The organism is Leclercia sp. TB492 (genome assembly GCF_049974505.2).
GTDB lineage: Bacteria > Pseudomonadota > Gammaproteobacteria > Enterobacterales > Enterobacteriaceae > Enterobacter > Enterobacter adecarboxylatus_C.
In genome coordinates this window covers 4,629,530-4,655,893 of the sequence record NZ_CM127572.1, presented here as the reverse complement: position 1 = coordinate 4,655,893, position 26,364 = coordinate 4,629,530, and the positions used below count along the sequence as shown (strand labels likewise).

17 protein-coding genes and 3 pseudogenes are annotated in these 26,364 nt (G+C 54.8%); 1 reads left to right on the top strand and 19 read right to left on the bottom strand.

Annotated features, from left to right (window positions below; all coding sequences use genetic code 11):
* Positions 1 to 12 precede the first annotated feature (12 nt).
* On the top strand, positions 13 to 954 hold the full coding sequence (fabY, locus tag ACP4QI_RS22100; protein WP_185902396.1) for a fatty acid biosynthesis protein FabY: 942 nt from the start codon (positions 13 to 15) through the stop codon (positions 952 to 954).
* Between the two features lie 66 nt (positions 955 to 1,020).
* On the opposite strand, the gene ACP4QI_RS22095 is transcribed toward fabY, so the two are convergent.
* The 19 genes and pseudogenes from ACP4QI_RS22095 to fdnG all read right to left on the bottom strand — a co-directional run bounded on the left by ACP4QI_RS22095 (position 1,021) and on the right by fdnG (position 26,093).
* Positions 1,021 to 1,581, bottom strand: a complete 561-nt coding sequence (locus tag ACP4QI_RS22095; protein ID WP_156264969.1) for an Ail/Lom family outer membrane beta-barrel protein — start codon at positions 1,579 to 1,581, stop codon at positions 1,021 to 1,023.
* Between the two features lie 167 nt (positions 1,582 to 1,748).
* Positions 1,749 to 2,675, bottom strand: coding sequence for an alpha/beta hydrolase (locus tag ACP4QI_RS22090; protein WP_426495941.1), 927 nt, complete (start codon positions 2,673 to 2,675; stop codon positions 1,749 to 1,751).
* A gap of 448 nt (positions 2,676 to 3,123) precedes the next feature.
* Positions 3,124 to 3,570 carry a DUF2569 domain-containing protein gene (locus ACP4QI_RS22085; RefSeq protein WP_426495942.1) on the bottom strand — a complete coding sequence of 149 codons (447 nt, stop codon included), beginning with the start codon at positions 3,568 to 3,570 and terminating at the stop codon, positions 3,124 to 3,126.
* A 125-nt stretch (positions 3,571 to 3,695) separates the two neighbouring features.
* On the bottom strand, positions 3,696 to 3,953 hold the full coding sequence (locus tag ACP4QI_RS22080; RefSeq protein ID WP_285112466.1) for a hypothetical protein: 258 nt from the start codon (positions 3,951 to 3,953) through the stop codon (positions 3,696 to 3,698).
* On the bottom strand, positions 3,950 to 5,422 hold the full coding sequence (locus tag ACP4QI_RS22075; RefSeq protein ID WP_426495943.1) for a VENN motif pre-toxin domain-containing protein: 1,473 nt from the start codon (positions 5,420 to 5,422) through the stop codon (positions 3,950 to 3,952). Before ACP4QI_RS22075 ends, ACP4QI_RS22080 begins: the two co-directional genes overlap by 4 nt.
* A 40-nt stretch (positions 5,423 to 5,462) precedes the next feature.
* On the bottom strand, positions 5,463 to 5,921 hold the full coding sequence (locus ACP4QI_RS22070; RefSeq protein ID WP_426495944.1) for a hypothetical protein: 459 nt from the start codon (positions 5,919 to 5,921) through the stop codon (positions 5,463 to 5,465).
* A 60-nt stretch (positions 5,922 to 5,981) separates the two neighbouring features.
* Positions 5,982 to 6,215, bottom strand: a complete 234-nt coding sequence (locus ACP4QI_RS22065; RefSeq protein WP_285124797.1) for a hypothetical protein — start codon at positions 6,213 to 6,215, stop codon at positions 5,982 to 5,984.
* Positions 6,212 to 7,225 (bottom strand): annotated as a pseudogene (locus ACP4QI_RS22060) (VENN motif pre-toxin domain-containing protein); the annotation flags it as partial. The gene ACP4QI_RS22065 and the pseudogene ACP4QI_RS22060, both read right to left, overlap by 4 nt.
* Before the next feature lie 185 nt (positions 7,226 to 7,410).
* Positions 7,411 to 7,875 (bottom strand): hypothetical protein, encoded by a 465-nt coding sequence (locus ACP4QI_RS22055; protein WP_426495946.1) that lies wholly within the window; start codon positions 7,873 to 7,875, stop codon positions 7,411 to 7,413.
* Positions 7,862 to 8,449: pseudogene (locus ACP4QI_RS22050) on the bottom strand (polymorphic toxin type 25 domain-containing protein); the annotation flags it as partial. The gene ACP4QI_RS22055 and the pseudogene ACP4QI_RS22050, both read right to left, overlap by 14 nt.
* A 443-nt stretch (positions 8,450 to 8,892) precedes the next feature.
* A pseudogene (locus ACP4QI_RS22045) lies at positions 8,893 to 9,552 on the bottom strand (VENN motif pre-toxin domain-containing protein); the annotation flags it as partial.
* 29 nt (positions 9,553 to 9,581) lie between these two features.
* A complete protein-coding gene (locus tag ACP4QI_RS22040) occupies positions 9,582 to 10,025 on the bottom strand; it encodes a hypothetical protein (RefSeq protein ID WP_285129390.1) in 444 nt (147 codons plus the stop codon).
* Positions 10,022 to 18,148, bottom strand: coding sequence for a hemagglutinin repeat-containing protein (locus tag ACP4QI_RS22035; RefSeq protein WP_426495947.1), 8,127 nt, complete (start codon positions 18,146 to 18,148; stop codon positions 10,022 to 10,024). Before ACP4QI_RS22035 ends, ACP4QI_RS22040 begins: the two co-directional genes overlap by 4 nt.
* A 19-nt stretch (positions 18,149 to 18,167) precedes the next feature.
* Complete coding sequence (locus ACP4QI_RS22030) at positions 18,168 to 18,680, bottom strand: toxin-activating lysine-acyltransferase (RefSeq protein WP_285129261.1); 513 nt, start codon at positions 18,678 to 18,680, stop codon at positions 18,168 to 18,170.
* A 2-nt stretch (positions 18,681 to 18,682) separates the two neighbouring features.
* Positions 18,683 to 20,368: a ShlB/FhaC/HecB family hemolysin secretion/activation protein gene (locus ACP4QI_RS22025; protein ID WP_426495948.1), complete on the bottom strand. Its 1,686-nt coding sequence runs from the start codon at positions 20,366 to 20,368 to the stop codon at positions 18,683 to 18,685.
* A 201-nt stretch (positions 20,369 to 20,569) separates the two neighbouring features.
* Entirely contained in the window at positions 20,570 to 21,499 is a 930-nt protein-coding gene (gene fdhE, locus ACP4QI_RS22020; protein ID WP_142487602.1) for a formate dehydrogenase accessory protein FdhE, read from the bottom strand.
* On the bottom strand, positions 21,496 to 22,131 hold the full coding sequence (gene fdoI / locus ACP4QI_RS22015) for a formate dehydrogenase cytochrome b556 subunit (RefSeq protein ID WP_015569914.1): 636 nt from the start codon (positions 22,129 to 22,131) through the stop codon (positions 21,496 to 21,498). Before fdoI ends, fdhE begins: the two co-directional genes overlap by 4 nt.
* Positions 22,128 to 23,030 (bottom strand): formate dehydrogenase subunit beta, encoded by a 903-nt coding sequence (gene fdxH / locus ACP4QI_RS22010; protein ID WP_156264961.1) that lies wholly within the window; start codon positions 23,028 to 23,030, stop codon positions 22,128 to 22,130. The genes fdoI and fdxH overlap by 4 nt, the downstream gene beginning before the upstream one ends.
* A 12-nt stretch (positions 23,031 to 23,042) precedes the next feature.
* Positions 23,043 to 26,093, bottom strand: a complete 3,051-nt coding sequence (fdnG, locus tag ACP4QI_RS22005) for a formate dehydrogenase-N subunit alpha (protein WP_142490036.1) — start codon at positions 26,091 to 26,093, stop codon at positions 23,043 to 23,045.
* Between the last annotated feature and the right edge of the window lie 271 nt (positions 26,094 to 26,364).

Genomic DNA, 26,364 nt, shown 5'->3' with positions numbered 1-26,364 from the left:
GAGAGTACAGCTATGTATCACCTTCGAGTACCGCAAACGGAAGAAGAGTTGGCGCTTTACTACCAGTTCCGCTGGGAGATGCTGCGTAAGCCATTACATCAGCCGAAAGGGTCGGAACGCGACGCCTGGGACGCCATGGCACATCACCAGATGGTGATGGATGAAGAGGGCAACCTTGTCGCCGTCGGGCGGCTGTATATCAATGCCGATAATGAAGCCTCCATCCGCTTTATGGCGGTCCATCCCAGCGTACAGGACAAAGGTCTCGGCACGCTGATGGCGATGACGCTGGAGTCCGTTGCCCGTCAGGAGGGCGTGAAGCGCGTCACCTGTAGCGCGCGTGAAGATGCGGTGGAGTTCTTTGCCAAGCTGGGTTTTATAAACCAGGGCGAAATCACCACCCCGCAAACCACGCCGATTCGCCATTTTTTGATGATCAAACCCATCGCCTCGCTGGATGATATTCTGCATCGTGCCGACTGGTGCGGTCAGCTGCAGCAGGCCTGGTATCAGCATATCCCTCTGAGCGAAAAGATGGGGGTACGCATTCAGCAGTACACCGGGCAAAAATTTATCACCACCATGCCGGAGATCGGCAATCAGAACCCGCACCACACTCTGTTTGCCGGCAGCCTGTTCTCGCTGGCGACGCTCACCGGCTGGGGACTTATCTGGCTGATGCTGCGCGAGCGCCACCTGGGCGGTACTATCATCCTCGCCGATGCCCATATTCGTTACAGCCGCCCGATCAGCGGTAAGCCGAGCGCGGTGGCGGACTTAGGCTCGCTGAGCGGCGATCTCGACCGTCTGGCCCGCGGCCGCAAAGCCCGCGTGCAGATGCTGGTGGAGCTGTTCGGTGACGAGACGTCTGGTGCGGTGTTTGAAGGAACCTATATCGTGCTGCCCGCGAAGCCGTTTGGTGCCTACGAAGAGGGCGGGAACGAGGAAGAGTAGCATCAGGAGTGAGAGTTACCCGTTGAGAATGGGGTAACTCTCGGTGTTAAGCCTCAGCCCGTTTACTTAAAAACGATAGCCCATACCCACGTTGAAACCCTTGATCGTATAGTCACGCCCCAGGCTGGCCTTCGTGCCTTCATAGCCGAGATTAATGGAAAGATTGTCGAGCGGGTTCATCACCATGCCCACTCCCCAGGCGAAAGATGCTGATTTCTCGGAAATACCGTCATGGTTCACTTCATTATTACCGTAATTCACCCAGCGGGTATTTCCGGTCGCTTTCACCCATGCGGCACCGCCGAGGGCATAAAGTGAAACGTAGTCATTAATACGGTACGCCGGCCCTGCCAGCAGAGAGTAATAATTTACGTCTATGTCATTATGAACAACGTCGCGGGTCGCTAAATAATCCTGCTTAGTATGCGTTTTCATCCACGAGAAGGAACCAAGAAGGCTGAGCGGAGAATCGAATTCGTAGCGATACTGGACGTTGACGCCATTCAGGTTGTCAAAGCCCTTAACGTCGCTGTGCGCGAAGCCTAAAGAAAAGGTGTGATTATTTGCAAATGCCAGGCTGCTGGTCAGAGAGGCTACCAGTAATATTGCCAGAGAGCTTTTATTCATTGATGTAATCCATTAATCAAAGAAGCCAGATATTTAATAATGATGATAAGAGGGGAGTGTGATGATTATTTTTCCTTTATCACACTGCCTTGGGCGATTTATTTTGCTTTGCTAAATTTGCAGGAGCAAATCTTAATTGCTTTATCGTCAATATGGGATTTCTTAATTCATTCTCTTTCCGCCGACACAGCGCCCAAACGCCATGCGATATCCCTCATAATATCCCTCGCCGCCTGGCTTACGCCACCAAGCTGAAAGAAACCGTGAATCACACCCGACCAGCACTGGCAGGTGCAGTTCACACCTTGTTCGGTCATGTGTTGATACAAAGCTTCGCCTTCGTCACATAACGGGTCGTACTCGGCGGTGATGATATGGGTTCTCGGTAGGCCATAAAGATCATCCCGCCATAGTGGGCTGGCTTCAGGATGCTGGCGTTCGGTATGGGGAAGATACATGTTGTATCCGCTGAGGAGCGTATCGCGGGTAATAACATAATCCAGCCCATTGCGGGTGTAGCTTTCAAAATGCGCCGTTGCGTCGAGCATAGGATAGATTAGGATCAGCTGAGCGGGCTGCCACAAACCTGCGGCCTTAAGCCGTAGCGCCGTCACCAGTGCCAGATGACCTCCCGCACTGTCCCCGCAAAGGGTGATGCGGGTTTTATCCACGCCAAATCTGTCCGCGTACTTCCAGACCAGATTTGCGCTTCTTTCAGCATCATCATGAGCAGCGGGGAAGGTATGTTCGGGAGCCAGTCTGTACTGCACCGCAATCACCCGACAGTTGCTGTAATACGCCAGCTGACGCAGTTGGGGCTCGTGGGTATCAAAACCGCCACTGACAAAACACCCGCCATGATAATAGATAACGGCGGGTAGCGTTTCAGGCGCGTTGAGCGGTGAGTAGGTCTGAAACGTTATTCCGTCCAGCGTCTGCATTGTTGCCTGGACGCGTGTTTCCTTCTCCCCGGCAAGCACCGTACCGGCAACATAGCCAGCCCTCCGTTCATCAATATTCTGGGCGAGCGAAGAGGGTCGCCCTGCGGCGATGAATTCCTGAACCAGCTTATCAATACCCTTTTCCAGTGCCATCGTTTAATCCTTAAATCTGTATGGATATACAGCGTTATAGCCTGGTTTTCTGCGGATGAAAACAGAGGAATTTGATGGTGGTACGAATCTGGAAAGTGGCTCGCAAAAGCATTCGCAACTATGCCTATTCTCTTTAACCTTAAATTAATAAGCTTCCCGTACATCTCCTTCGCAATCGAGCCCGCCAGGGCGCTCTGCCCCTGCAGGGCGGCGAGGGCGGCATTCGCCACCGCGTGGGCCGCGGCTTTTTTCATGCCGTCTTCCAGCCCGGAACGGTGCCCGATAACCTCCGCCACGTACGGCGCACCCGCCCCGGCCAGCGCGGCGCTGAGGTCGCCCCCGGCCGGTTGCCATATCAATATCATGCTGGCGTATCCATGCGACCTGTGTCTCCTCGTTACCTCCCATCAGGTTATTCTCAACAATAAAGTCATTAAGTTAGATATAGTTATCGACAAAAAACTATATTAATTCTTTTGGAAAAAATAAAATAAAGCATCCATATAACAACACCAAGTATTCCACTTACTAATAATCTTATGTCATCTGAATTCAGCTGCACGTTAAAAATAATAGCAGGTAATACAGTAAAGTAGAGAGCAATAATTAATCCTGTTGCATAATAAATGATCATTATTTTTCGAGTTCCTTTTTTGTGTCTAAAAAACAACCATGCTGCGCAAAGGGAAATAATGAATCCATATATCAGAAACGAAAATGCTCCCATAGCGTAATAAGATAAAAAACCAGTTTCATTAAAATGATTGAATGCAGTCATGGTGAAACTGTAAAGTCCAATAGCACTACCAATAACACCCAAGATGAGTCCCGGAGCAGGAAGATACAGTAGCCCATTAATTTTTCTTAATTCCTCTTTCTCACAAGCATCACGCAATCCAGACGTTTTTTTGCTTCTGTGATTTTACATTTTATACATTCCATTTTTATTCCCTCGTTCATTCATGGTGTGGCGATAATGTTTGGTTTTGTACCCCCACCACATGGATGGGGATTGCTATGTCATCTGTTTTTACTTTTTCTGTAACGTTGGTAGTAAATCCACCAACATCCTACCGCTCCAATTACTCCACCACCAACACTTCCTTTTAGTATTTTGATAAAATCAATGGATGTAATATCTATAGGGGACCCGTATACAATAAAAGAAAATATTAATGCTAATATTTGCGTTACGGCAACCGCCATAAAAACACTTGCAGGGAGAGTAATGATTAAATAAATTAAAATCATAATCCATTTTGATGTGGGGATGTTCATTTCCCATCTCCTAATTTTTTTCCCGCCTGATCATTAGTGTATTCTGTTGTTATTGAGCTAGCAGTATTACCAGCAATACCAGGTAAAGGATCTAATGACATTGGCTTCGATATGCCCATGCCAACATCAACCCATCCCCAGTTTTTCCAGTTTGGGTTAATAAACTTATCGAGTTGCCCCTGAAGCACCTTACCAGCACCATAACCCAGCCCGGAAGCCATACCGCTCATTGCTCCACCAATTAACGGATCATCTCCTTTCAGGTAACTGGACGTCGCTCCGCTGCCTGCATTTACTGCCATAGTGCCCCCCAAGCCTGTTCCGGCTGTCAATGCGCCAGTCCAGTAACCCAGAATGACGTCATTCGGATTTATTTCATGATTAATCAGCATGCCCACGCCTGCATTGGCACTGGCGCCAATCAGGCTGGTCGTAGCTGCGGCTCCTGACAATAGCGGCCACGCCATTGCACTTCCCATTGCAGCTACCGCTGTTTCACACGATACCGGCGTTCCACCACTGCATGCTTCCCTGATTTGCTCCTGCTGCTCTTTTGTCCAGGAATCAACCGTTCCCGGCTTTTTGGCCTCTATCGCTGCCAGCACATGCGCCAGCGAGTTATTCTCAACCACCCCTTTCCCGCTCTGCGCCCCGGCCAGCGCCGCAGCCGTACCGTCACCCGCCAGGCCCCCGGCAATCCCCGCCGCGATGGTCGCCAGGCTGCTGATGGTCTGCTTCTGGCTTTCACTCAGCTCAGCCACCTCCTTCCCGTACATCTCCTTCGCAATCGAGCCCGCCAGCTCCCCGGCCACGGCACCCGTTGCACCCGCCAGGGCATTCTGCCCCTGCAGGGCGGCGAGGGCGGCATTCGCCACCGCGTGGGCGGCGGCTTTTTCCATGCCGTCTTCCAGCCCGGAACGGTGCCCTATTACCTCCGCCACGTACGGCGCAGCCGCTCCGGCCAGCGCACCCGCTATATCTCCGCCAGCCGCACCCTTCACGGCAGCGGTGGCGGCCTGAATGGCCCGCTGGATGTCGCTGCCGGTGCCGTACTGCGCCATTGCCGTCCGGCCCGCCTGGTCCGCAATCTCCTGCGGCGTCGGGCTGGCGTTGCCTCCGGCCCTGAGCTGCTCTTCGGCGGCACGCAGGGCGGCGGGGTCCTTCATGGCGTTCTGCTGCGCAATCTGGCCTTCGGTGCGGGCAATGTCCGACATCTGGCTGCCGGTATCGCTGATAAGCTGCGCCTCGTCGAGCCTGCGCTGCTCGCGCGCTTTGTCGAAGATAACGCCGACAAGCTGATGAGTTTTTCCGAAGGTAATGCCTGCCTCCACCAGCGCCCTGAATTGCGTTTCGTCATCCCGATGATCGCCACCGGTCAGGGTAATGATTTGCTCACGAACCAGCCGCTGCTCATCGTAGCCGTCACCCAGACGTTTTTCATCTTCCTTGCTCAGCGTATTATTCTTCACAACGGACCTAACCAACTGGACGAGAGCTGTTGAGAGTGAACTAAAATCCTTTCACCTTGAAAATACGTAATAAACCGAACCCTAAGCCTAAATCCCCCCATATACTCATTCTTAAAATTTTCTTAAACTGAAAAGGGTCAAAAGATATTGGAACATTAATATAGAAATATAAAAATATTTCTAATAAAAGATAGAAGATTGTACCAGCGAATAATAATCCAAATATGCATATAACCATCAATACAATTAAAAAAAGAAAACTCTTAATTTTTTTACCGTCCATACCATCCATTTTTTGCTGGATAATAGAGCTTCCAAATTCAGATGTGAAACTGCCACTGGTATTACCCATTGCACCCGGAATCTTACTCGGTAACATTTCCTTAGAAAGTCCAAATTCTCCTTTCACTTCAGAGTACTTTAACCAGTCCGAATCAAATTTCGGATCCCAGCCACCAGTTATCCATTTACCAGCCGTATTCCGGTCATTGCCTCCCATCAGGTTATTCTCAACAACAACTCAGTTGCTAAACTGGGTTTCGTTATATTTCCCTGCGAATCAATACCGTTTCATTGTTCTTGTGTAGTAATATGTACCACCGACTCCGCACACACCACCTGCAATGGAGGCTATTTTTAGATAACTAATAACTTCTTTCATAGACAAACTGAAAGGTAATTTATAAAGCAGCCAAAAGAAAACGTCAATAGCTGTACCTACGATCATTAACGTCAAGGCTACAGTCACAAACATAGCAAGAAAATAATATACAAAAATAAAAATGAATTTCATTTATTTTTTCCTTTACTATTACTTTCTACTTCATCTATCTTGTCATTTACCTTATTGGAAATATATTCACCACCTGAAGTTCCACTAGTTGCTCCAGCAACTGAAGGCCAAAGGTTTGGTTGAACGGGCTTAGATATACCCCTCCCAATATCATCCCATCCTAAATTTTTCCAAATAGGGTTAAAAACTTCATCCATTGCAGGTTCAACAACTTTATTTCCTATTCCATAGGCTGCTCCGCCAGTGAGACCACTAACTAGCCCGCCTATCCATGGATTTTTGCCATCAAGATAACTTGTTGTCGCTCCTCCTGCGGCATTTATGGCTATTGTCGTTTCTAAACCAGTATTTCTTGTCAGCGTACCAATCCAATACGCTGCGATAACATTTTTCGGATCAATTGAACCTTTCATTGCCAAGTCGACCCCACTCACTGCGCCAGCACTGATAGCCCCAGAAATTACCATAGCTTCAGGAAGCACTCCTCCCGACATAAGCGTACCTATTGCGGCCACAGCCATCTGACATGAAATCGGCGTATCCCCGCTACAGGCTCCTTTAATTGCTGCCTGTTGTTCTTCCTGCCACTTTTCAATGGTTCCCGGTTTGTTCGCCTCCGCAGCCGCCAGTACATGTGCCAGCGAGTTATTCTCAACCACCGTCTTCCCGCTCTGCGCCCCGGCCAGCGCCGCAGCGATGGTCGCCAGGCTGCTGATGGTCTGCTTCTGGCTTTCACTCAGGTCCGCCACCTCCTTCCCGTACATCTCCTTCGCAATGGAGCCTGCCAGCTCCCCGGCCACGGCACCCGCCGCGCCCGCCAGGGCATTCTGCCCCTGCATGGCGGCGAGGGCGGCATTCGCCACCGCGTGGGCCGCGGCTTTTTCCATGCCGTCTTCCAGCCCGGAACGGTGCCCTATTACCTCCGCCACGTACGGCGCAGCCGCCCCGGCCAGCGCGGCGCTGAGGTCGCCCCCGGCCGCGCCTCTCACGGCAGCGGTGGCGGCGACGATACGCACGTCTTTACCTGCCAGCGTCATGTCATGACCGGCCAACAGATCGGAGCCGTTCACCGGCGTCCCACCACTGCACGCTTCCCTGATTTGCTCCTGCTGCTCTTTTGTCCATGACTCAACTGTTCCCGGCTTGCTGGCCTCTGTAGCTGCCAGCACATGCGCCAGCGAATTATTCTCAACCGCTATTTATTGCTAATGAATATAATTAACCATGTTACATATGCCAGTCTTGATAGCCAAAGAAAAATCGAACCAAAGGATAAGTCTAATTTTGTCAAAAAAATCCTAATAAAGAAAAATGGTTTTTCATCATCAATTCCCCCTTGGTAAAAATATTTCCCATAGAGAGCAAAGAGAAAAAATGACATTCCTCCGGACAAATTAGCTATCAATAATAAACTATCAAACCCCCTTCGATATTCAGCTATTGCCGCCGCCACATATCCAAGAACAAGAAAAGTCAATGCACAACTTGATAAAATATCACGTTTAAAAAACATGTAATTAAAATAAAGTAAGGAGTCCTTCCCTACCTTAGGACCGCCAAGATATCTATAAACAAAAATAAAAAAACATCCCCCCCACAATAACAAAAACATTAGCAACATGAGGGATGATATATTAATAATAATATCATTTGAAATCATGGCGATATATTTCCTTAGTTGAGTCACCGTTCAGATCTATTTTTTCATCATGAGAACCAGTAGTAGAGCCTGTAAAACCAATGCTTGGTCCAACAGAGAAGGAAAAACCAATACCATCTTTTCCGCCAGACATTCCTACAGAGCCGGGCCCAAAACCGATACTAGTTGAATAATCACGGTTTATGTCGCCAAACAACCCTGGAAAATATGGGCCAAAATCAATGCCGACAGAAGCTCCAGCCTTAACCCCAATCTCTTTGGTGTATCCTGTAGAAATAGAGAAGTATTCATTATTAACCTCAGCGCCTCCTTTCAGAGCAAGCCCCACGCCACCTGAAACTTCAACCTTTCCATTAGGTTTAACTTTATATTCAGTCCCCCAAGAGGGCCCTTCGCCAATAGCTATACGATTCATTCCTTCTTGAACCTGTTCCGGTGTCAAATTATTGTCCTGGGCATAATGATTCCACGAGGCTACGGCCTGTCCGTAATCTTGTGTTCCTGATGGCAGTATATTGTTCCAGCCATCACTGAGGGCATTATTCTCAACCATTCCCTTCCCGCTCTGCGCCCCGGCCAAATGCCGGCCAGCAGGTTGCTGGCCATATTGCCGGTGAACTGGCCGTCGATGCTGGCCCCGCCCGAACTGAAGCCTGCGCTCTGATGCTGAACCGAATACTCCGCGTGGTTGCGGATATCCCGCCAGCCCAGGGTCCCGGTGTGGAGGCGGTTGTTTTCTGCAACAATCCCAGCCACAAAGCCTAAATTTCAAAACTATCTAAAATCCTTTCAATCTCAATATCCTTGCTATGACAAACACAAAACCAGTGAAGCCGCCAATTATGAAACCAATCTTAATGATTTTTAATATATCTGGTTTTGTTAGATCGAACGATCCTGTCAGTAACCATATTAAAACATCTATAGCCAGGGCAATGGACAGGAAACTAATAACAATCCCTAGCATGCAGATAATAAAGATAATGAGTAGACCGGGGATTTTTTTATTGAGGAGTTTCATTTCAACCTATCCTCAATGAATGGATCAAGTTTTTTTCCGCCATACTCGGATGAGAAAGAAGAGCTAATATCACCAAAACTGCTAGGTAGTTTGCTTGGTACCATTTCTTTTGAAAGACCATAGTCCCCTCTCACTTCAGTAAACTGTCTTAGATTAGGATTAAATTTCGGATCCCAGCCACCCTTCCACCAGTTCGCGCCTGTGTTAACGCCCCATTTAAGGCCCTGACCAATACCGTAACCCGCTAAAGAACCCGCGCCATTAATTAGCGCACCAGACAGAGGATCTTTATTGTCAATCCAGTTACCCAGCGCCCCACCTGCAGCATTCCAGCCAACAGTACCCACCAGACCATTGCCCATACTGAGAACATTTACCCAACCTGCAATAGCCGCATTAGCTGGATCAATTGCTCCATCCGCCCAGTAGTTAATCCCCGCATTAGCGCCAGCACCAAGCCCCCACATAGCCTGAGCGCCACCGGGCAGGAGAGCAACACTGCCTGTAGCCAGAGCCAGTCCCACCGCATCACGCTCATTCATCGCTTTCTGACATGGGACTCCGCCAGGGTTACCCGCACAGTTCGCCATATCTATCCCATGCTGACGTATCCATGCCGCCTGCACATCTTCACTTCCGCACATCAGGTTATTCTCAGCAACAATATTTCTAAATAATGATAATCTTATCTATTCAAGAATACATATATCACTGATGCAATATATAAAGTGCGGAGCAACCATAATAAAGTGCCAGCCAGCCCACCGGTTTTTCCTTTTAGGAGTATGCTAAAAAATCCTTTTTGCCCCTTAGCTACCCCCTTAAAACAGCCAGCATATTTATAAAAATATAACGCGATAAACCAAGTTGTCACAATTAATGGAAAGTAAACGACTCCTTCACCATCACGGATAAACTTAAGAGCATAGGACAGCGGGAATCCAATAAGTAATGCTACTCGACCCAAAAACAAACTAAAGGAACTTTTTCTAAGGAAAAATATTCCACTAAAATACTCGTTCATACCTACCGGAGAGTTAAGGGGTATCTTGGTGCTTCTAGCATAGTGATAGAATGACATAAAAAAGATTGCCATTGATAGCGTGATCGTGATGATGTCGGGGTTCATTTTGCTTTATCCTTGCCGAAGTCATGATGATAGAATTCAGTTCCAGAAGAACCATTGATGTCCACTTTTTCACCGGCAACATTGGTTGAGATGCCACTCCACCCCCACGCAGGTCCCACTCCGAGACTAAAACCAAAACCATCTTTTCCATAAGAGACTTCGCTAGAAATGACCCCAAGTCCTAAGCCTATGGAACTATTTCTTTCGGAACCAATAGTCCCAGGGAAATATGGTCCAAACTGAACCCCTATCTGCCCAGAGATGCGTCCACCGACAGCTAATGTTTCTCCATGATTAGCTGAGATCTGATATGGGTCTATACTCGTATCAAAGTAATAACCAGCCCCTGCGCCTCCGGCCACTTCACCTTTTACATATGGCTTAACTTTATACTCTGTTCCCCAGGAAGCCCCTTCACCAGTAGCAATTCTATTTAACCCTTCTTGAGTTTGTTCCTGTGTCAGATTATTGTCCACCGCATACTGATTCCAGGAGGTAACTGCCTGTCCGTAATTCATCATTCCAGTTGGCAGGCTTAGCGAATTATTCTCAACCACCGTCTTCCCGCTCTGCGCCCCGGCCAGCGCCGCAGCCGTACCGTCACCCGCCAGGCCCGCGGCAATCCCCGCCGCGATGGTCGCCAGGCTGCTGATGGTCTGCTTCTGGCTTTCACTCAGCTCAGCCACCTCCTTCCCGTACATCTCCTTCGCAATCGAGCCCGCCAGCTCCCCGGCCACGGCACCCGTTGCACCCGCCAGGGCATTCTGCCCCTGCAGGGCGGCGAGGGCGGCATTCGCCACCGCGTGGGCGGCGGCTTTTTCCATGCCGTCTTCCAGCCCGGAACGGTGCCCTATTACCTCCGCCACGTACGGCGCAGCCGCCCCGGCCAGCGCGGCGCTGAGGTCGCCCCCGGCCGCGCCCTTCACGGCAGCGGTGGCGGCCTGAATGGCCCGCTGGATATCGCTGCCGGTGCCGTACTGCGCCATCGCCGTCCGGCCCGCCTGGTCCGCAATCTCCTGCGCGGTGGGGCTGGCGTTGCCTCCGGCCCTGAGCTGCTCTTCGGCGGCCCGCAGGGCGGCGGGGTCCTTCATGGCGTTCTGCTGCGCAATCTGGCCTTCGGTGCGGGCTATGTCCGACATCTGACCGCCGATATCGCTGATAAGCTGCGCCTCGTCGAGCCTGCGCTGCTCGCGCTCCTTGTCGAAGATAACGTCGACGGTATCACTGGCATTGGCCGTGTCGCGGGAGAGGCGGGCGGTGTCCTGCGTCTGGCTGGCCGGGTCGCGGATGATGATATCGCCCTGCGCGATGGCGGAGCGGGTGGTGCCTTCGGCGCTGTCATGGCTGTTCATGCCGGCCAGCAGGTTGCTGGCCATATTGCCGGTGAACTGGCCGTCGATGCTGGCCCCGCCCGAACTGAAGCCCGCACTCTGATGCTCAACCGAATACTCCGCGTGGTTGCGGATATCCCGCCAGCCCAGGGTCCCGGTGTCGAGGCGGTTGTATTCTGCGGCCGCGGTGGAGGCAATCACCGCGCCATCCAGCTGGGTGTGACCGCCAGCGCGGATATCAAAGCCGCCGTCACCGGCGAACAGGCCGGTCTGCTCCTGGACTGACTGGTAATCGCTGTCCATTTTATCGCGGCTGGCACTGATGCCACCCGAGCCGGTCATCGTCCCGAGACTGAAGTTGCCGCCTGCGCTGATGTCCTTCTGAGTGCTGTTATAGCTGTCGGTGTCCTGCTGGCTTTGCAGCGTGAGGTTGCGGCCAACATCCGCCACAATGTGTTCCCCGCTGGCCTGCGCACCGCTCAGAGTGGTGTCGCGCCCGCTTGCAATCACGAGGTTATTCCCGGCGTTCAGCGTGGTTTCGGTGTAAGTGGTGGTGTTGCCTTTCTCTTTACCTTTACCCGCATTGAGGCCGGCGGAGAAATTAATGCCCGCACCGCCGGAGCCATAGCCAATACCGACCCCCGCACTGCTGCCGTGGCTCTCATTTTTACCGTCGAGCCGGGAGGTATTTTGTGCGGAGATAAGGTTCAGGTCGCGGCTGGCCTGAATCAGCATGTCGTTCTCTGCCGCAAGGCTGCTGCCCTGTACCAGCACATCGCCGTCGGAGGCTACCACGGTGAGGTTGTTCCCGGCGGTCAGGCTGCTTCCGCTGGCGTGCGTCTGCTCCCGGGTCTGGGTCGTTTTTGACGACTGAGCGCCGTAAGAAAGGCTGATGCCCACGGTGTTATCGTTGCCCTTCTGGTCGCCGGTGGCCTGGTCCAGGCGTAACGCCTGTGACGTCTGCACGCCATAAAGCCCCGCTTTCACCGCCTGGAGGGCCGCCAGACGACCGCTGTCGGCTTCGCTGGCGCGTGTCGTTGTACGTACGGCGCTGTCGAGCGCGCTGCCCGCACTGCCGGACAGCGCCAGCGTCAGGCCTGAGGATTTCTGCTCGACCGTATGGGTCTGGCTGCTGCTCTGTGTGGCGGCGACGATACGCACGTCTTTACCTGCCAGCGTCATGTCGTGTCCGGCCACCAGATCGGAGCCGTTCACCTGAAGCGCATTACCGGCAGTCAGCGTGACGTCGCCATTAACCGAGCCGACTGTACTGCCCCGGTGAAACACCTCCTGCGCCCGATCGGTTACCTTCAGGGTGTTGCTGCCGTAGCTAAAGCCGATGCCACCCGTGCCGGAGAAGCCGGACCTTTTCTCCTGCCGCTGATGGCTCTCCTGGCTGCGCTCTTCCGCCGTGGTGATGGTCAGGTTGTTCTGCGCCGAGAGGCGTAGATCGTTATCCCCGACAACATCGCTGCCCTGAACGAGCAGGTCACGGCCTGCCTGTATGGTTACGCTGTCGCCGCTGAACAGGGAGCCCTGCGCTGTCTCGCTGTTCACCACATCGTGGGTGGTAACGGTTTTTTTAGAGAATGCGCTGCTACTGCTGGTGGATTTATGGTGCGACTCGAATTCGCTGCGATCGGTGGCAGCCACAATAGAAATGTCGCGGCCTGCGCTGACGCCGAGGCTTTTGCCCGCCTCGACGGAGGCGGCTTCGGCGTTAACGTCGCGTCCGGCCATCATCAGGAGCGAGCCTTCGCCCGCCACCTCGCTGCCCGCCTGCTGCAGGGTGGCCTGCTTCAGCCAGTTATCTTTATCCCACGTCAGGTTATCGCTGGCTGAGGTGGTCACGGAAGCAAGGTTCAGATCGCGTCCGGCGTAAAGTATCGTCTGGCCGTCGCTGCCGCTGTTAACGACCTGCGCGGCGGTCAGGTTGAGATCCTGCCCCGCGTTTAGCACCAGCTTGCCGTCATCGCCCTGCACGTAGATACCCGCCACGCGCTCAAGGGTGGTGCGCTCAAAGCTGTTTTTACCAGCCGTGCTTTCTGCGCTGCGGGTTGTGGTGGTGAGGTTGATATCACGTCCGGCAGTCGCCAGCACTGAATTGTGGCCAGAAATCGTACCGCCGATATTGTTGATATCCGTACGGGCCAGCAGGCTGACGTCCGCTCCCTGAATCGTGCCGGCGCGGTTGGTGAGCATGTCTGCGCTAAGCTGCACCACCTCCCGGCCATGAAGCGTACCGCTGTTCACCAGATCGCGGTTCAGATTCATCACCATGTTCTGGCCGCCCATCAGCGCGCCAGAACCGTCAACGTCGCCCGGCTGTACGCGAACATACACCTGCGGCACCATCACCGTCTGCCAGCTTCCATCTGCAAGCTGCACGCGGGTATTCACCAGCCACACCATATCTTCCGTCAGCAGGCTCATCTGTTCGGCGGTGAGCGCCACGCCAGGGATAAGCTGATGCGCTTTGCCGAAGGCAATGCCTGCCTCCATCAGCGCCCTGAATTGCGCTTCGTCATCACGATGATCGCCCAGGTAACGGCCACCGGTCAGGGCAATGATCTGCTCACGAACCAGTCGCTGCTCATAGTAGCCGTCACCCAGACGCTTGTGCATGTTGTCATGATTCAGCGCGAATGCGTCCTGCATGTAGTCGCTACCCAGCCACTTTTTATTGTTTGTGAATCGCGGATCGGTTTCGATCAGATAATGGGCATCCGGTGCCGGTAGCGTGTTGAACAGGCTGCTGTCCGGCAGACGTGTATCGGGAACGATCGCGCGGATCACGCCATTCCCTGCGCCGCTGGCAGAGATTTCACTCCATTTTCCTGACCTGTCGCTGGCAGGTGATTCCGGCGAGGCCGCGTCCACACCGACGGACAGGCCGCCAGTTTCATTGAGCGTGGCATCTGTTCCGCGTGCGGTGGCGGGGGAGAGGGTCATGCCGCTGCCTTTGGTCTGGCTGTTGCCGTCCATTCTGCCGGGTGAGAGGGTAATCGACTGGATCACCGTGGGTGGCACATAGTCTGAGGTGCTTTTGCCCTGCGAGTCGCCGCCTTTTTTGGACTTACGGCTGTAGTGGGTCACGGAACCTGCATCGGTGATCCACCGGCTGCCTTCTGGCATCACGTTATCTACCGTATCGGCGAAGATACCGAGCGTTCCCCCCGCAACAATCTGGCTTTTGTCGTTCAGGACGTGGTTCGCGCTGATAACCATCTGCCCGCCCGAGAGGATTTTGCCTGGGTCGCTCTCTGCAATCACTTCCTCTTCAATGGTGCGGGTATAGCTGTACTCGTAAAAGTTGTCATTGTTTGCCCCGGTATCATCCGGCGTGTTGAGGTTCAACAGCTTGTCGGCAGAGTTGCGGTCGACAAACACGCCTTCAGTACTGGCGTCCCAGCGGTCAGGCGATCCCTTATGCTGGTACTCAAGCATCTGCTCGGTGGAGACCCACTGCACCTCGGTGCTGAAACGATCGTTGATGTTATTGAGCTGGCTGACAGACAGGATCATATCGCCAGCAGATTCAATGGTCGCGCTGTGGTTGTTCAACGTGTGCGCCTGCCCAGTGGCAAAGCCGTTTTCATTCACCTGACCGCCAATAGCCAGCGCGCCATCGCTGTAGATAAGCGCGTGGTCGCGGTTGTTGATCGTGTCCGCGCCGATGTCCACGCGCTGACGACCGGCGATGGTTGCTGCTTTTTCACCTTGCGCGAGGTTGTTTAGCGTGGTCGCCTGAAGTGAAAGATGGTCGCCATAGATGTGGCCCGTTCCGGCGTTGGTCAGCGTGTCTGCTTTAAGCCACGTCTGGCTACCGTCGATAAGGCCGTAATTGTTGAGAGCAGCGGTGACCGCAAGCCAGGTCGCGCCAGCGGCAATCTCACCGGCCGTGGTATTCAGCAGGCTGGCGGCACTGAAGTTAAGCTTCTCACCCGCCAGCAGGTTGCCGCTGTTGGTCACGCTGCCTGACGTGGTAAAGGTGAGATTACCATTGGCGATGACATCCCCCAGGTTGTCAAAGGCCTGACGCGTGTTGATGGTCATCTCTCCGAGCGAAAGCAATCGCCCGTCTCCCGTCAGCCCCTCAGCGTCAATGGTGGCCTTCTCACCGGCTAACGTCACGCCACGCGTGTTGATGAGGCGCAGAGCCGCACCGCTCAGCGACAGTTCCCCTGCGGCAGACAGTTCGCCCTGGGTATTATCCAGGGTTCCGGCATTAGCAATATCCAGCGTATCGGCAGAAAGCAACGTTCCCTGGGTGTTATCCAACTGCTGGCTGACGATGTTTATCTCCAGCCCCTCAATACCTTTCTCCGCTGCCTGGGTGTTGCGGTTAACCAGGGAAGCGGCGTGAAGCGTCACCGTAGCACCGCTGCGCATCAGCCCCAGGGTGTTGTCAATAAACCCGGATACGGCGTTGACCATCAGGTTGCCGAGCGACTGTATCTCACCCTGCTGGTTATCCACACGCTCGAGCTCCAACGCAATCGCCTGATCGCTTACCACGCGCCCGCCGGTACGGTTGTCCAGCGAAGTTGCCTTCAACGTAATATCGCCCTTCGCGCCGAGTGTGCCGTTCTGGTTGTTCAGCTCACCCGTTGCCAGCTGCATCGCCGCCAGGCTGTAGAGCGTGCCCTGCTGGTTATCCAGCAGATGCCCGTGCGTATTAAGAGATATGCCTTTGCCCTGAATAATCCCCTGGCGATTATCCGTATCGCTTTGTGTTGCGAGCTTCAGCGCCTCCAGCGCGACCAGCGTGCCAGCGATATTGCTGAAGCGGGCGGCGTCCACCGTCGCCCGTTTTCCTGCCAGCACGACACCGGTATTGTTTTGCAGGTCGTTTGTGGTGATCGACATATTTCCCTGACTGACGATCCCGCCCGCGTCCCCGCTGTCACGGTTGCTGATATGTTCACTGTTCAGCGTGAGATCGCCGCCGCTCTGCACCAGCCCGCCACTGTCGTTATCCAGTGCGCCGCTGGCGAGGGCCAGCGTGCTGCGGGCAGCGATTTGTCCGCCGACGTTCGTTACCTGCTTTTTACTGGTCAGTACAATGTGGCCGTTTTCGGCACTGATAAGCCCGTTATCATTGCGCAACGTGTCTGTCGTTACGCTGACGTTTTGCGCGGCAGCCAGCACACCCTCGTGGTTATCCACCCCGCCTGTTGTCTGCACTGAAAGACTGCCCGTCTCAGCCGCCAGAATGCGGCCTTTACGGTTATCCAGCGAGGCGGTATTCACGGTTATCGCAGCATTGGCGGCAATCATGCCGTCGCGGTTATCGATTTCGCCCTGTTGGTTGAGTGCCAGCGCCTCTGTCCCGCTCTGGCTGATCTGACCTTTCTGGTTCTTTATCGTTTTCGCCGTAAGCGTGAGTTTCCCGGCCGCCAGCACGCCGCTGCGGTTGTCGAGGGTGCCGGATGTTATGGCGCTAAGCGTGTCATCCGCCACAATCTGTGCGCTGGCGGTACTTAGGTCGCCTTGCCCGGCGTTGAGGGTTATGTTTTTCGCCTGCGTCAGGCTGCCGGAAGCCTCCAGCCCCTGGCCGGAGGCGTTCAGGTTACCGCCGGCCAGATTCTGTCCATGCAGTTCTAGCTTGCCGCTGGCGCTGAGCGTCAGCTCCCCGCGGTTGCCCAGTTTGCCGTCTGGCTGAACGCCTGCGGCCAGCGTACCGGTACTGGTAATGGTTTTGCCTGTCAGGCTGACATTATGCTGTGCCGCGATAGATCCGCTGTTCTGCACCTCGGCGGTGCCAGCAATGGCAACGTCTGCTGAAGACCAGACGGCGCCGCTGTTCTGGATTTGTCCATCGGCGGAGAGAGTAACCATTCCGGCTTCTGCGCCGATGTTGCCCGCATTACGCACGCCGACGCCTTTTTCCGTCCCGCGAAGGCGAATTTTCCCCGCGTACATACCGCCCACTTGAGAGACATCCAGCGCCAGGCTGGGTTTTGCCGCGCCGTTATCCACGAGCGCGGCGATCTGTTCATGAGCGACATCGACGCGGTTACGCCCGGTTGTCACGCGTAAATCCTGAGCATGAATGGCGGCGTTTACCTTCACCGCACGACCAATAATATCGGTGTGGTTCTGGCCGGTTGAATCCAGCCCGTTACCGTTAATGTGAATTTCACCTTGCTCAACCTGATAGCCGGTTATCTTTCCGTTTTGCATGTGCGCGGTACCGGTGGTGAGCGTGGCGCGTCCGGCATTGATAAACCCGCAGCCATTGCAGGTAATGCCCGACGGGCTGGCGATGACCACGTCCGCTTTTTGACCGGCCACTTCGATAAAGCCGTTAAGCTGGCTTGGATCGCGAGCGTTAACCTCGTTGAGGATAATTTTCGCCTCGCCTTTGGCCAGCCACGGGTTGGCGGCGACCATTCCGCCAAGCTGGGTGGCGGTATTTTTATGAGAGTTGTTAAGGATGACCCCGTTCTGGCCGACGTCAAACCGACTATAAGTATTGCGGGAAACACCCCCTGCGGATGGCGTCTGGATATTCACCTGCGGTGTACCGTTGGCGGTGCTGATGATGGTCGCCTGCTGTTTATTCGGCGCTGATTGATCCGCCACAATCCCGGCCGCCTGTACCGTTATCGCACCGCTTGCCAGCCACAGACTGAGGCTGATCGCCCCGATGCGACAGATAAGGCGCTGGTGATTATGCGAAATCCCGGAAGAGGGCGCGCTGCCGGAACAGCCACGGGCAAGCTCCGATACCACCATCAGCATGCCGCGCGCTTTGTTAAAGACGATACGGTACAGAAGTTTGTTCATGTGAAAATCCTTTTATGTTTTATCCATGCAGCGGATGCGTCTTTTTCCAGTCCAGCAGCGTGTCGCGCGTCACCCGTTTGCCATAAAAGGTTCTGATACGACGCCCCTTTTCACCGCCGCGATGCCAGAGCGAGCGGCCAATCTGATGGGGGAAAATTTCCTCACGTAACAGGCGGAACAGGGCTTCCGTGTGGCCAAAGGGGGCGATAAAGTCGCGAAACCACAACCGATCGCCGTTGCACCAGTCGGCTTCCGGCAGGACAACCGTCGCGTCGTTGAGGTAGCGACGTTCAGCCTCTTCGTTCATCCATGCCCAGCTCAGAAAAAAGATCGGGCGACCTTCCTTTTCCACCAGCACGTACTGCTGGCGTTTGATGACGGGCAGAAGAACAACGGGTAGTACGTGCAGCGGAGCCTCCCGGTGGTTAAAAGAGTGCATCCAAAGCCAGACCGATGCGCCAAAGGCTTCCGCTTCATTAAGGGTATTGCCCAGCACCAGCGGGCAGTGGACCGTAAAATCGCCATAGCGCATCGTCACAGCGCCATATTCAGGTTAAAGCCGAAGGTGGCGGGGCTGGTTTTAAAACCTTCGGGACGAGAGAGCGGCACGCCGGCAAACATGTCGAAGCTTACTTTCCACAGCGTGCCGCGCAGCCCGGCGGCACCCCCTGCCAGATGGTTTCCGGTCAGGTATTCCGTTCCTTTGCCTGCCACTTCGCCGTAATCGGCGGCCAGATAGAACTCGGTGCCCGGAAGAGGGATCTGCCAGGAGAGATCGTTACGCACCAGCCAGCCGCGATCGGCGTTTAGCGTGCGTTCCCCATCAAAACCGCGCACTGTCCAGCGACCGCCGATGGAGAACTGATCCTGCGTGGTGAGCGGCGTATTACTGGTCTGCCGCTGCCATGCAATGTCGTAGCGGAAACGCTGATTGACCAGCTCAAACGGCAGGCTCAGGTGTGCATCGGTACGCAGAATGCGGCTTAGCGCGGTGGCTTCATCGAACGTCTCTTCTGGCGCTGGCTGGGCGCCAAACCAGCGAGTGCCGCGTTGATAGCTTATTCCGGCATCCAGCGTCGCCGGGCCAATATAGTGACGATGCTCAAGTCCGGCTTTCCACGAGGAGACGTGTCGGCGCTGAACTTCAATTTCGGTGTCACTGATGTAGTTACGCGTCGTGCGACTTTCGACGTCCCAGGTGAATGAGGTTTTTTGCGCGCTGTTGCGGTGCAGAACCCGGCTGAGTTGCGCCACCAGGCTCTGGCTCTTACCGCTATAACGGTAATCATCGCTCAGCCCGGCCACCGTCTGGTGATAGTGGTAATCGCTGCCGGTAAGAGAAAAGGCCCACCAGCCCACCGGAACAGACCAGTGGGCGCTAAGGTTCTGGTTGCCTTTTTCCGGCCCGGTTTGTAGATCGTGGTTAACGGAAAACCAGAACAGATCGCTCAACGCCAGTGGGTTATCCAGTGAGAGGGTGAACCCTCCCTGATAGCGCCCGGTTGACGTCGAACCTGCATCATCCAACGACAGTCCAAGCCGCCAGAATTTGCTCTGCTGGCGGGAAATAACTATATCGCTCTCGCCGGGTTGCCCGGCGGGAACAATGTCCATCTCCACCTGCACGGTGGGCAGGCGCTGGAGATTTTCCAGCCCTTGCTCAATGTCCCGCAGATCCAGCAAATTGCCGTCATGTGCCGGGAAAGCGCTATAGAGCCAGAGCCAGCGACTACTGTCATCGGTAAAAGTGACGTGGCGAATTGTTCCCGGTATAACGGCCAGCTTCAAATGGCCACTTTTAATATCCTGTCCAGGGGCCAGCACGCGAGCGGTCGTCCATCCGTGAGAAATCAACCGGTTCTGAAGCGAACTCATGAGCTGATTAATGCCCTGTGCGCCCAGACATCTGTCGACCGCACGATCGGCGAGGCGCTGCAACGGCAACCAGGATGGCAAGGCTTCCTGGCCGGTCAGTGTGACGTCATGAATAACGAAGCAGGGAGATTCGTCAGGAAACGCTGCGCTTGCGTTGTCCTTATTGGGAGAGGAGAGCCGGACATCCGGCGTCGGTGGGTTCAGTTGCGCTTCCAGCGCCTGCTGACGCTGCTGGTGAAGGATAAATTGCCCATCGCCTGGGGCAGCGCCAGCGACCGTTGTAAGGCAGAATAAAGCGCTGGTGAGGAAAATCGGTATGCTCGTCGCCAGGCGTCGAAGTTCCATTTCGATACTATACCTTACAAATAGTAATGTTTTAGGTGGGCAATAGTGACGAAGGAAAGGGGGATTATCTACCCGGAGGGGGTAAACAGAATCCTAAAATGCAGGGATAAGGGGGGAATAATGGAAACGCTGGAAGCTTGCTCGCGCAGGCGTTTATTGTAGGCCGGGCAAGCGTGCGCCGCCCGGCACTATCACAGGAGATTACTCCCCTTCACCCGGGAACAGGAACGGGTTAATAGAGCTGCGGGCAAAGCCCTCCTGCTCCATTTTGGCGTCCAGAATCAGGGTAGCAAGATCGTCAGCGACGGCCTCCACTTTCGGGTCTTTTTCCTGGTACAAAATCTTCAGGTAGGTGCCACAGTCGCCGCAGCTTTCGGCTTTCACCGCGGACTGCTCGTTCTCCAGCGACCAGTAGTGCAGATCGCGGGTCTGCTCGCAGTTGCTGCACTTGATGCGCACCACGTGCCACTCGGTTTCACACAGGTTGCAGTGCAGGTAGCGCAGCCCCTGAGTGGTACCGATTTGCACCATGCTGGAGACCGGCATCGAACCGCATACCGGGCAGAACTGACGTGCTTCACCGTATTCGGCACGGGCTTTACCTGGGATCAGGCTGGCCATTTGTGCCCAGTAGAGCGACAGGGCGGCCCAGATAAACGGCGCTTTATCGCTGCTGACTGAGGCAAAATCAGAGGCAAAGAGCGCGCTCGCCATCTGCTCCAGTTCCTGCTCAGAGGCTTTCTCGAGATTCTCGATCACCGCCAGCGCAGGGCCGCTCATCTCGGGCTTCAGCTCGGCAATCAGCGAGTGCAGCAGTTTATGCCAGTGCTTATCGCGCGGCAGCACGTGGATATCCAGCGGCGGCTTGCCCTGAACGTTGGCCTCTTTGATGCGCGCGGTCAGGTCCATTTGCAGCGGATGGTCGTACAGCACCACTTCCTGGGCATGGGCGATCAACCCGGCAAAGCGCAAATAATCGCCAAGCGGGTTGTTCTCTGCCAGTTCACGCAGGCGTTCAGCGCGGCGGTTGTAGAGGTTTTTCAGTCTGGGGAACAGTAGCGGCGGAATCACTTCCGCCGTGCGTTTCTCGCTCGAACCCAGCTCATCTTGCGGGATTATGCGAATACTCATTCAGATGACTTTTCCTGTTTCTGGCGGACTTCACGGTACCAGCGCGGGTGATGTTTCTTCGCCCACGTCTTAGTGACCCAGCCTTCCACCATCGCGGTAATGGTGCCTTTCACCCAGAGGGCGGCGTAGATATGCACCATGATAACCACAATTAACGCCACTGCGGCAAATGAATGCAGCATTAACGCAAATCGGATCACCGGGATTGAGAAAGCAGGCGCAAAGTACGGACGCCAGATGATCACGCCGCTCACCAGCAACAGGACCAGGAAGATAATCGCCGCCCAGAATACGCATTTCTGGCCGAAGTTATAGCGTCCGGTATCACCCACTTCCTCGTTGACGACGATCTTACGAATATTCTTCGCCCAAAAGATATCATCCCGATTGATTAGGTTATGGTGCCAGTAGCGGAAAAACATGATGATGAACGAGGCGAACATCACCACTCCCACAAACGGGTGCAGGATGCGCGCCAGCTGCGGCGTACCGAGGATCTGCATCAGCCAGTTGAAGGAGGGGAAGAAGAACCCCAGCCCGCTTATCGCCGCCAGCATGAAGCAGAAGGCGGTGACCCAGTGGTTGATGCGTTCCGGCGCCGTGTAGCGCACGATGGTGTCACGTTTTCTCATTTGCGCACCTCGTCTTTCTCTTCATGCAGGTTGTCGTCTTCCTCTTCCGCACGGTTCGGACCAACGCCGACGTAGTGGAAGATGCTCGCTGCGAAGGTGGCAGCAAAACCGACCGCTGCCAGCGGTTTCCAGATGCCTTTCCAGAATTTCACCGTGGCGCTGATCTCCGGGTTCTCCGGCAGGCCGTGATACAGGTTCGGCTTGTCGGCGTGATGCAGGACGTACATCACGTGGGTACCGCCAACACCGGCCGGATCGTACAGGCCTGCGTTGTCGTAACCGCGGGTTTTCAGCTCGGATACGCGCTCGCCCGCCAGCGTTTTCATATCCTCTTTGGAGCCAAAGTGGATAGCGCCGGTTGGACAGGTCTTCACGCAGGCCGGCTCCTGGCCGACATTCACACGGTCGACGCACAGCGTACATTTATAGACGCGGTTGTCTTCCGGGTTCAGGCGCGGCACGTCGAACGGGCAGCCGGCGATGCAGTAGCCGCAGCCAATGCACTGCTCGGACTGGAAGTCGACGATGCCGTTGGCATACTGAATGATCGCCCCTTCCGCCGGGCAGGCCTTCAGGCAGCCCGGATCCGCACAGTGCATACAGCCGTCTTTGCGGATCAGCCACTCCAGTTTGTCGTTCTGCTCCACTTCAGAGAAACGCATCACCGTCCAGGACTTGGCGGTCAGATCGGCAGGGTTATCGTACACCCCGACGTTATGTCCCACTTCGTCACGGAGGTCGTTCCACTCTGAACAGGCCACCTGACAGGCTTTACAGCCGATACAGGTGGTCACGTCAATAAGCTTCGCCACTTCCTGCTGGTGGTCCCGCGCCTGAGGCGCGGGGGTGAAACTGTTAGTCGCGGAACGACGAATAATGTCTTGCGATTGATAAGCCATAAGTCGTCTCCGTTACACCTTTTCCACGTTCACGAGGAAGGCCTTAAACTCCGGCGTCTGCGTGTTCGCATCACCGACGAACGGCGTCAGGGTGTTTGCAATAAACCCTTTCTTCGCCACGCCCTCGTAGCCCCAGTGAATCGGGATGCCGATGGTATCCACCTCTTGCCCGTGCACGTTCAGGGTGCGAATACGCTTGGTCACCACCGCCTTGGCTTTGATGTAGCCGCGGTTGGAGGAGACCTTGACGGTATCGCCCTGGGCGATGCCGAGCTTGTTCGCCAGCTTCTCGCCGATCTCCACAAACTGTTCCGGCTGCGCGATGGCGTTAAGCCGCGCGTGCTTGGTCCAGTAGTGGAAGTGCTCGGTCAGACGGTAAGTGGTACCCACATACGGGAACTTGTCTTTTTTACCCAGCGCGTCGAAATCGCCCTTAAAGATACGGGCTGCCGGGTTAGAGACCACGTTCGGGTGCAGCGGGTTGGTGCCCAGCGGCGTCTCAAACGGCTCGTAGTGTTCCGGGAACGGACCTTCCGCCATCTTATCGATCGCGAACAGACGTCCCATCCCTTCAGGCTGCATGATAAATGGCCCGACATCGCTGCCCGGAGGCGCGGTGCTGTAGTCCGGAATATCCACGCCGCCCCATTTCGCGCCGTCCCATTTCAGCAGCTGACGCTTCGGATCCCACGGGTTGCCCTGCGGGTCTGCGGAGGCACGGTTATAGAGGATGCGGCGGTTCAACGGCCATGACCATGCCCAGCCCAGCGTATTGCCGAGGCCCGACGGGTCGGCGTTATCGCGGTTGGCCATCTGGTTGCCTTTCGGCGTCCAGCTCCCGGCAAAGATCCAGCAGCCGCTGGAGGTGGTGCCGTCATCACGCAGGTGCGCAAAGGTGCTGAGCTGATCGCCTTTCTTCGCCAGAACCGCACCGGTAGCCGGGTCGATAACATCCGCCAGCGCTTTACCGTTGCTCTCCATCGCCACCTCTTCCGGGGAAGGGTTCTCCGGCGTCGAGTAGTTCCAGGTCATGTTCAGCACCGGTTCCGGGTTCGCGCCGCCTTCTGCCGCGTACATCTTACGCAGGCGTAAGAAGATACCGGCCAGGATCTCGCCGTCGTTCATGGCGATGCCCGGGGCATCCGCGCCTTTCCAGTGCCACTGCAGCCAGCGGCCGGAGTTGACGATGGAGCCGTTCTCTTCCGCGAAACAGGTGGACGGCAGACGGAACACTTCGGTCTGAATCTTCGACGGATCGACGTCGTTCGATTCACCGTGGTTCTGCCAGAAGGTCGCCGTCTCGGTATTGAGGGGGTCAATGGTGACCAGGAACTTTAGTTTCGACAGAGACGCCACAACCTTGTTCTTGTTCGGGAACGACGCCACCGGGTTAAAGCCCTGGCACAGATAGCCGTTGACCTGACCCTGGTTCATCATCTCGAAGTACTGCAGAACGTCGTAGCCTTTGTCCCACTTCGGCAGCCAGTCAAAGCCCCAGCTGTTTTCAGCCGTCGCTTTATCACCATAGAAGGCCTTCATCATTGAGACGAAGAACTTCGGATAGTTGCCCCAGTAGTTCACCTGGCCTTCGAGCAGCGGTTTTGGCGTGCTGGCCGTCAGATAGGTTTGCAGGTCGGTCTGTTTTTCGCTTGGCAGGTTCATATAACCCGTCAGGCTCTGCGACAGCAGGCCGAGGTCGGTCAGACCCTGGATATTGGAGTGACCGCGCAGGGCGTTGACGCCGCCGCCAGCCATCCCCATGTTGCCGAGCAGCAGCTGCACCATCGCCATGGTACGGATGTTCTGCGCGCCGATGGAGTGCTGGGTCCAGCCGAGGGCATACAGGAACGAGGCGGTTTTATCATGAACGCTGGTTTCAGCGATCATCTCGCACACCTTCAGGAAGTCCGCTTTCGGCGTCCCACAGATGTTTTCAACCACGTCCGGCGTATAGCGGGAAACGTGCTCTTTCAGCAGGTTCCAGACGCAGCGCGGGTGTTGCAGCGTGATATCGCGTTTCGCGAAGCCTTTCTCATCCAGCTCGTAGTTCCAGCTGGTTTTGTCGTACTTGCGTTTTTCGGCGTCGTAACCGCTGAACAGGCCATCTTCGAAGTGGTAATCCTCACGCACGATCAGGCTGGCGTTGGTGTAGGCTTCGGTGTATTCGCGGTTATATTTTTCGTTAGTCATCAGGTACAGCAGTACGCCTGACAGGAAAGTGATGTCAGTACCTGAACGAATAGGGGTGTAGAAATCCGCCACTGACGCCGTACGCGTAAAGCGGGGATCGATCACAATCAGTTTCGCACCGTTGTGGATTTTGGCTTCCATCGCCCAGCGGAACCCGACAGGGTGCGCTTCAGCGGCGTTACCGCCCATCACCACGATAAGGTTGGCGTTCTTGATGTCGACCCAGTGGTTGGTCATCGCACCGCGACCAAATGTTGGAGCAAGACTTGCTACCGTTGGTCCGTGTCAGACACGCGCCTGGTTGTCGACCGCGAGCATGCCGAGTGCGCGCGTGAATTTCTGGGTTAAATAGCCGGTTTCGTTACTGGAGGCAGAGGCACACAGCATCCCGGTGGAGAGCCAGCGGTTAACGGTGGTACCTTCGGCGTTCTGCGCCATGAAGTTAGCATCGCGGTCTTCTTTCATCAGCTTAGCGATGCGATCGAACGCTTCATCCCAGCCAATTTGCTGCCACTTGTCGGAGCCAGGCGCGCGATACTCGGGGAATTTCAGACGGCTTTCTGAGTGGATAAAGTCCACCAGACCAGCCCCTTTCGGGCAGAGCGCGCCACGGTTGACCGGATGATCCGGGTCCCCTTCGATATGGAAAATAGATGCTTTGGCGTTTTTTGCACCGTCACCGAGGCTATACATCAACAGCCCACAACCGACAGAGCAGTACGTACAGGTGTTACGGGTTTCGCGGGTGCGCAGCAGTTTGTACTGCCGTGTTTCCGCCAGCGCTACGCCGGGCGCAAAGCCCAGTGCCGCCGCCGTGGTGCCTGCCATACCGCCAGCGCAGATCTTAAAGAACTGCCTTCTGCTGACCTGCATGGTCACTCCTTGTTTCGACATTGCTACCTTTATAGGTCGAGCCGCAGGAGCGTTTTGCTGCTTGCCTGCAACGCGCATTATTCGGGTATTTAGAGTTTTACTTTACGGTTACAAAACAACCGCAAAGGGTTGGAATTTTGTATTCCCACAATTCCTTGAGGGATAGGGCGCAGAATACCACATTGTCGGTAGGCTTGTTTGAATGGAGTTAAAACATCGTGAATAAAATCTAAGCGTGCTAATTTAAAAATGTGAATTAGATCACGTTATT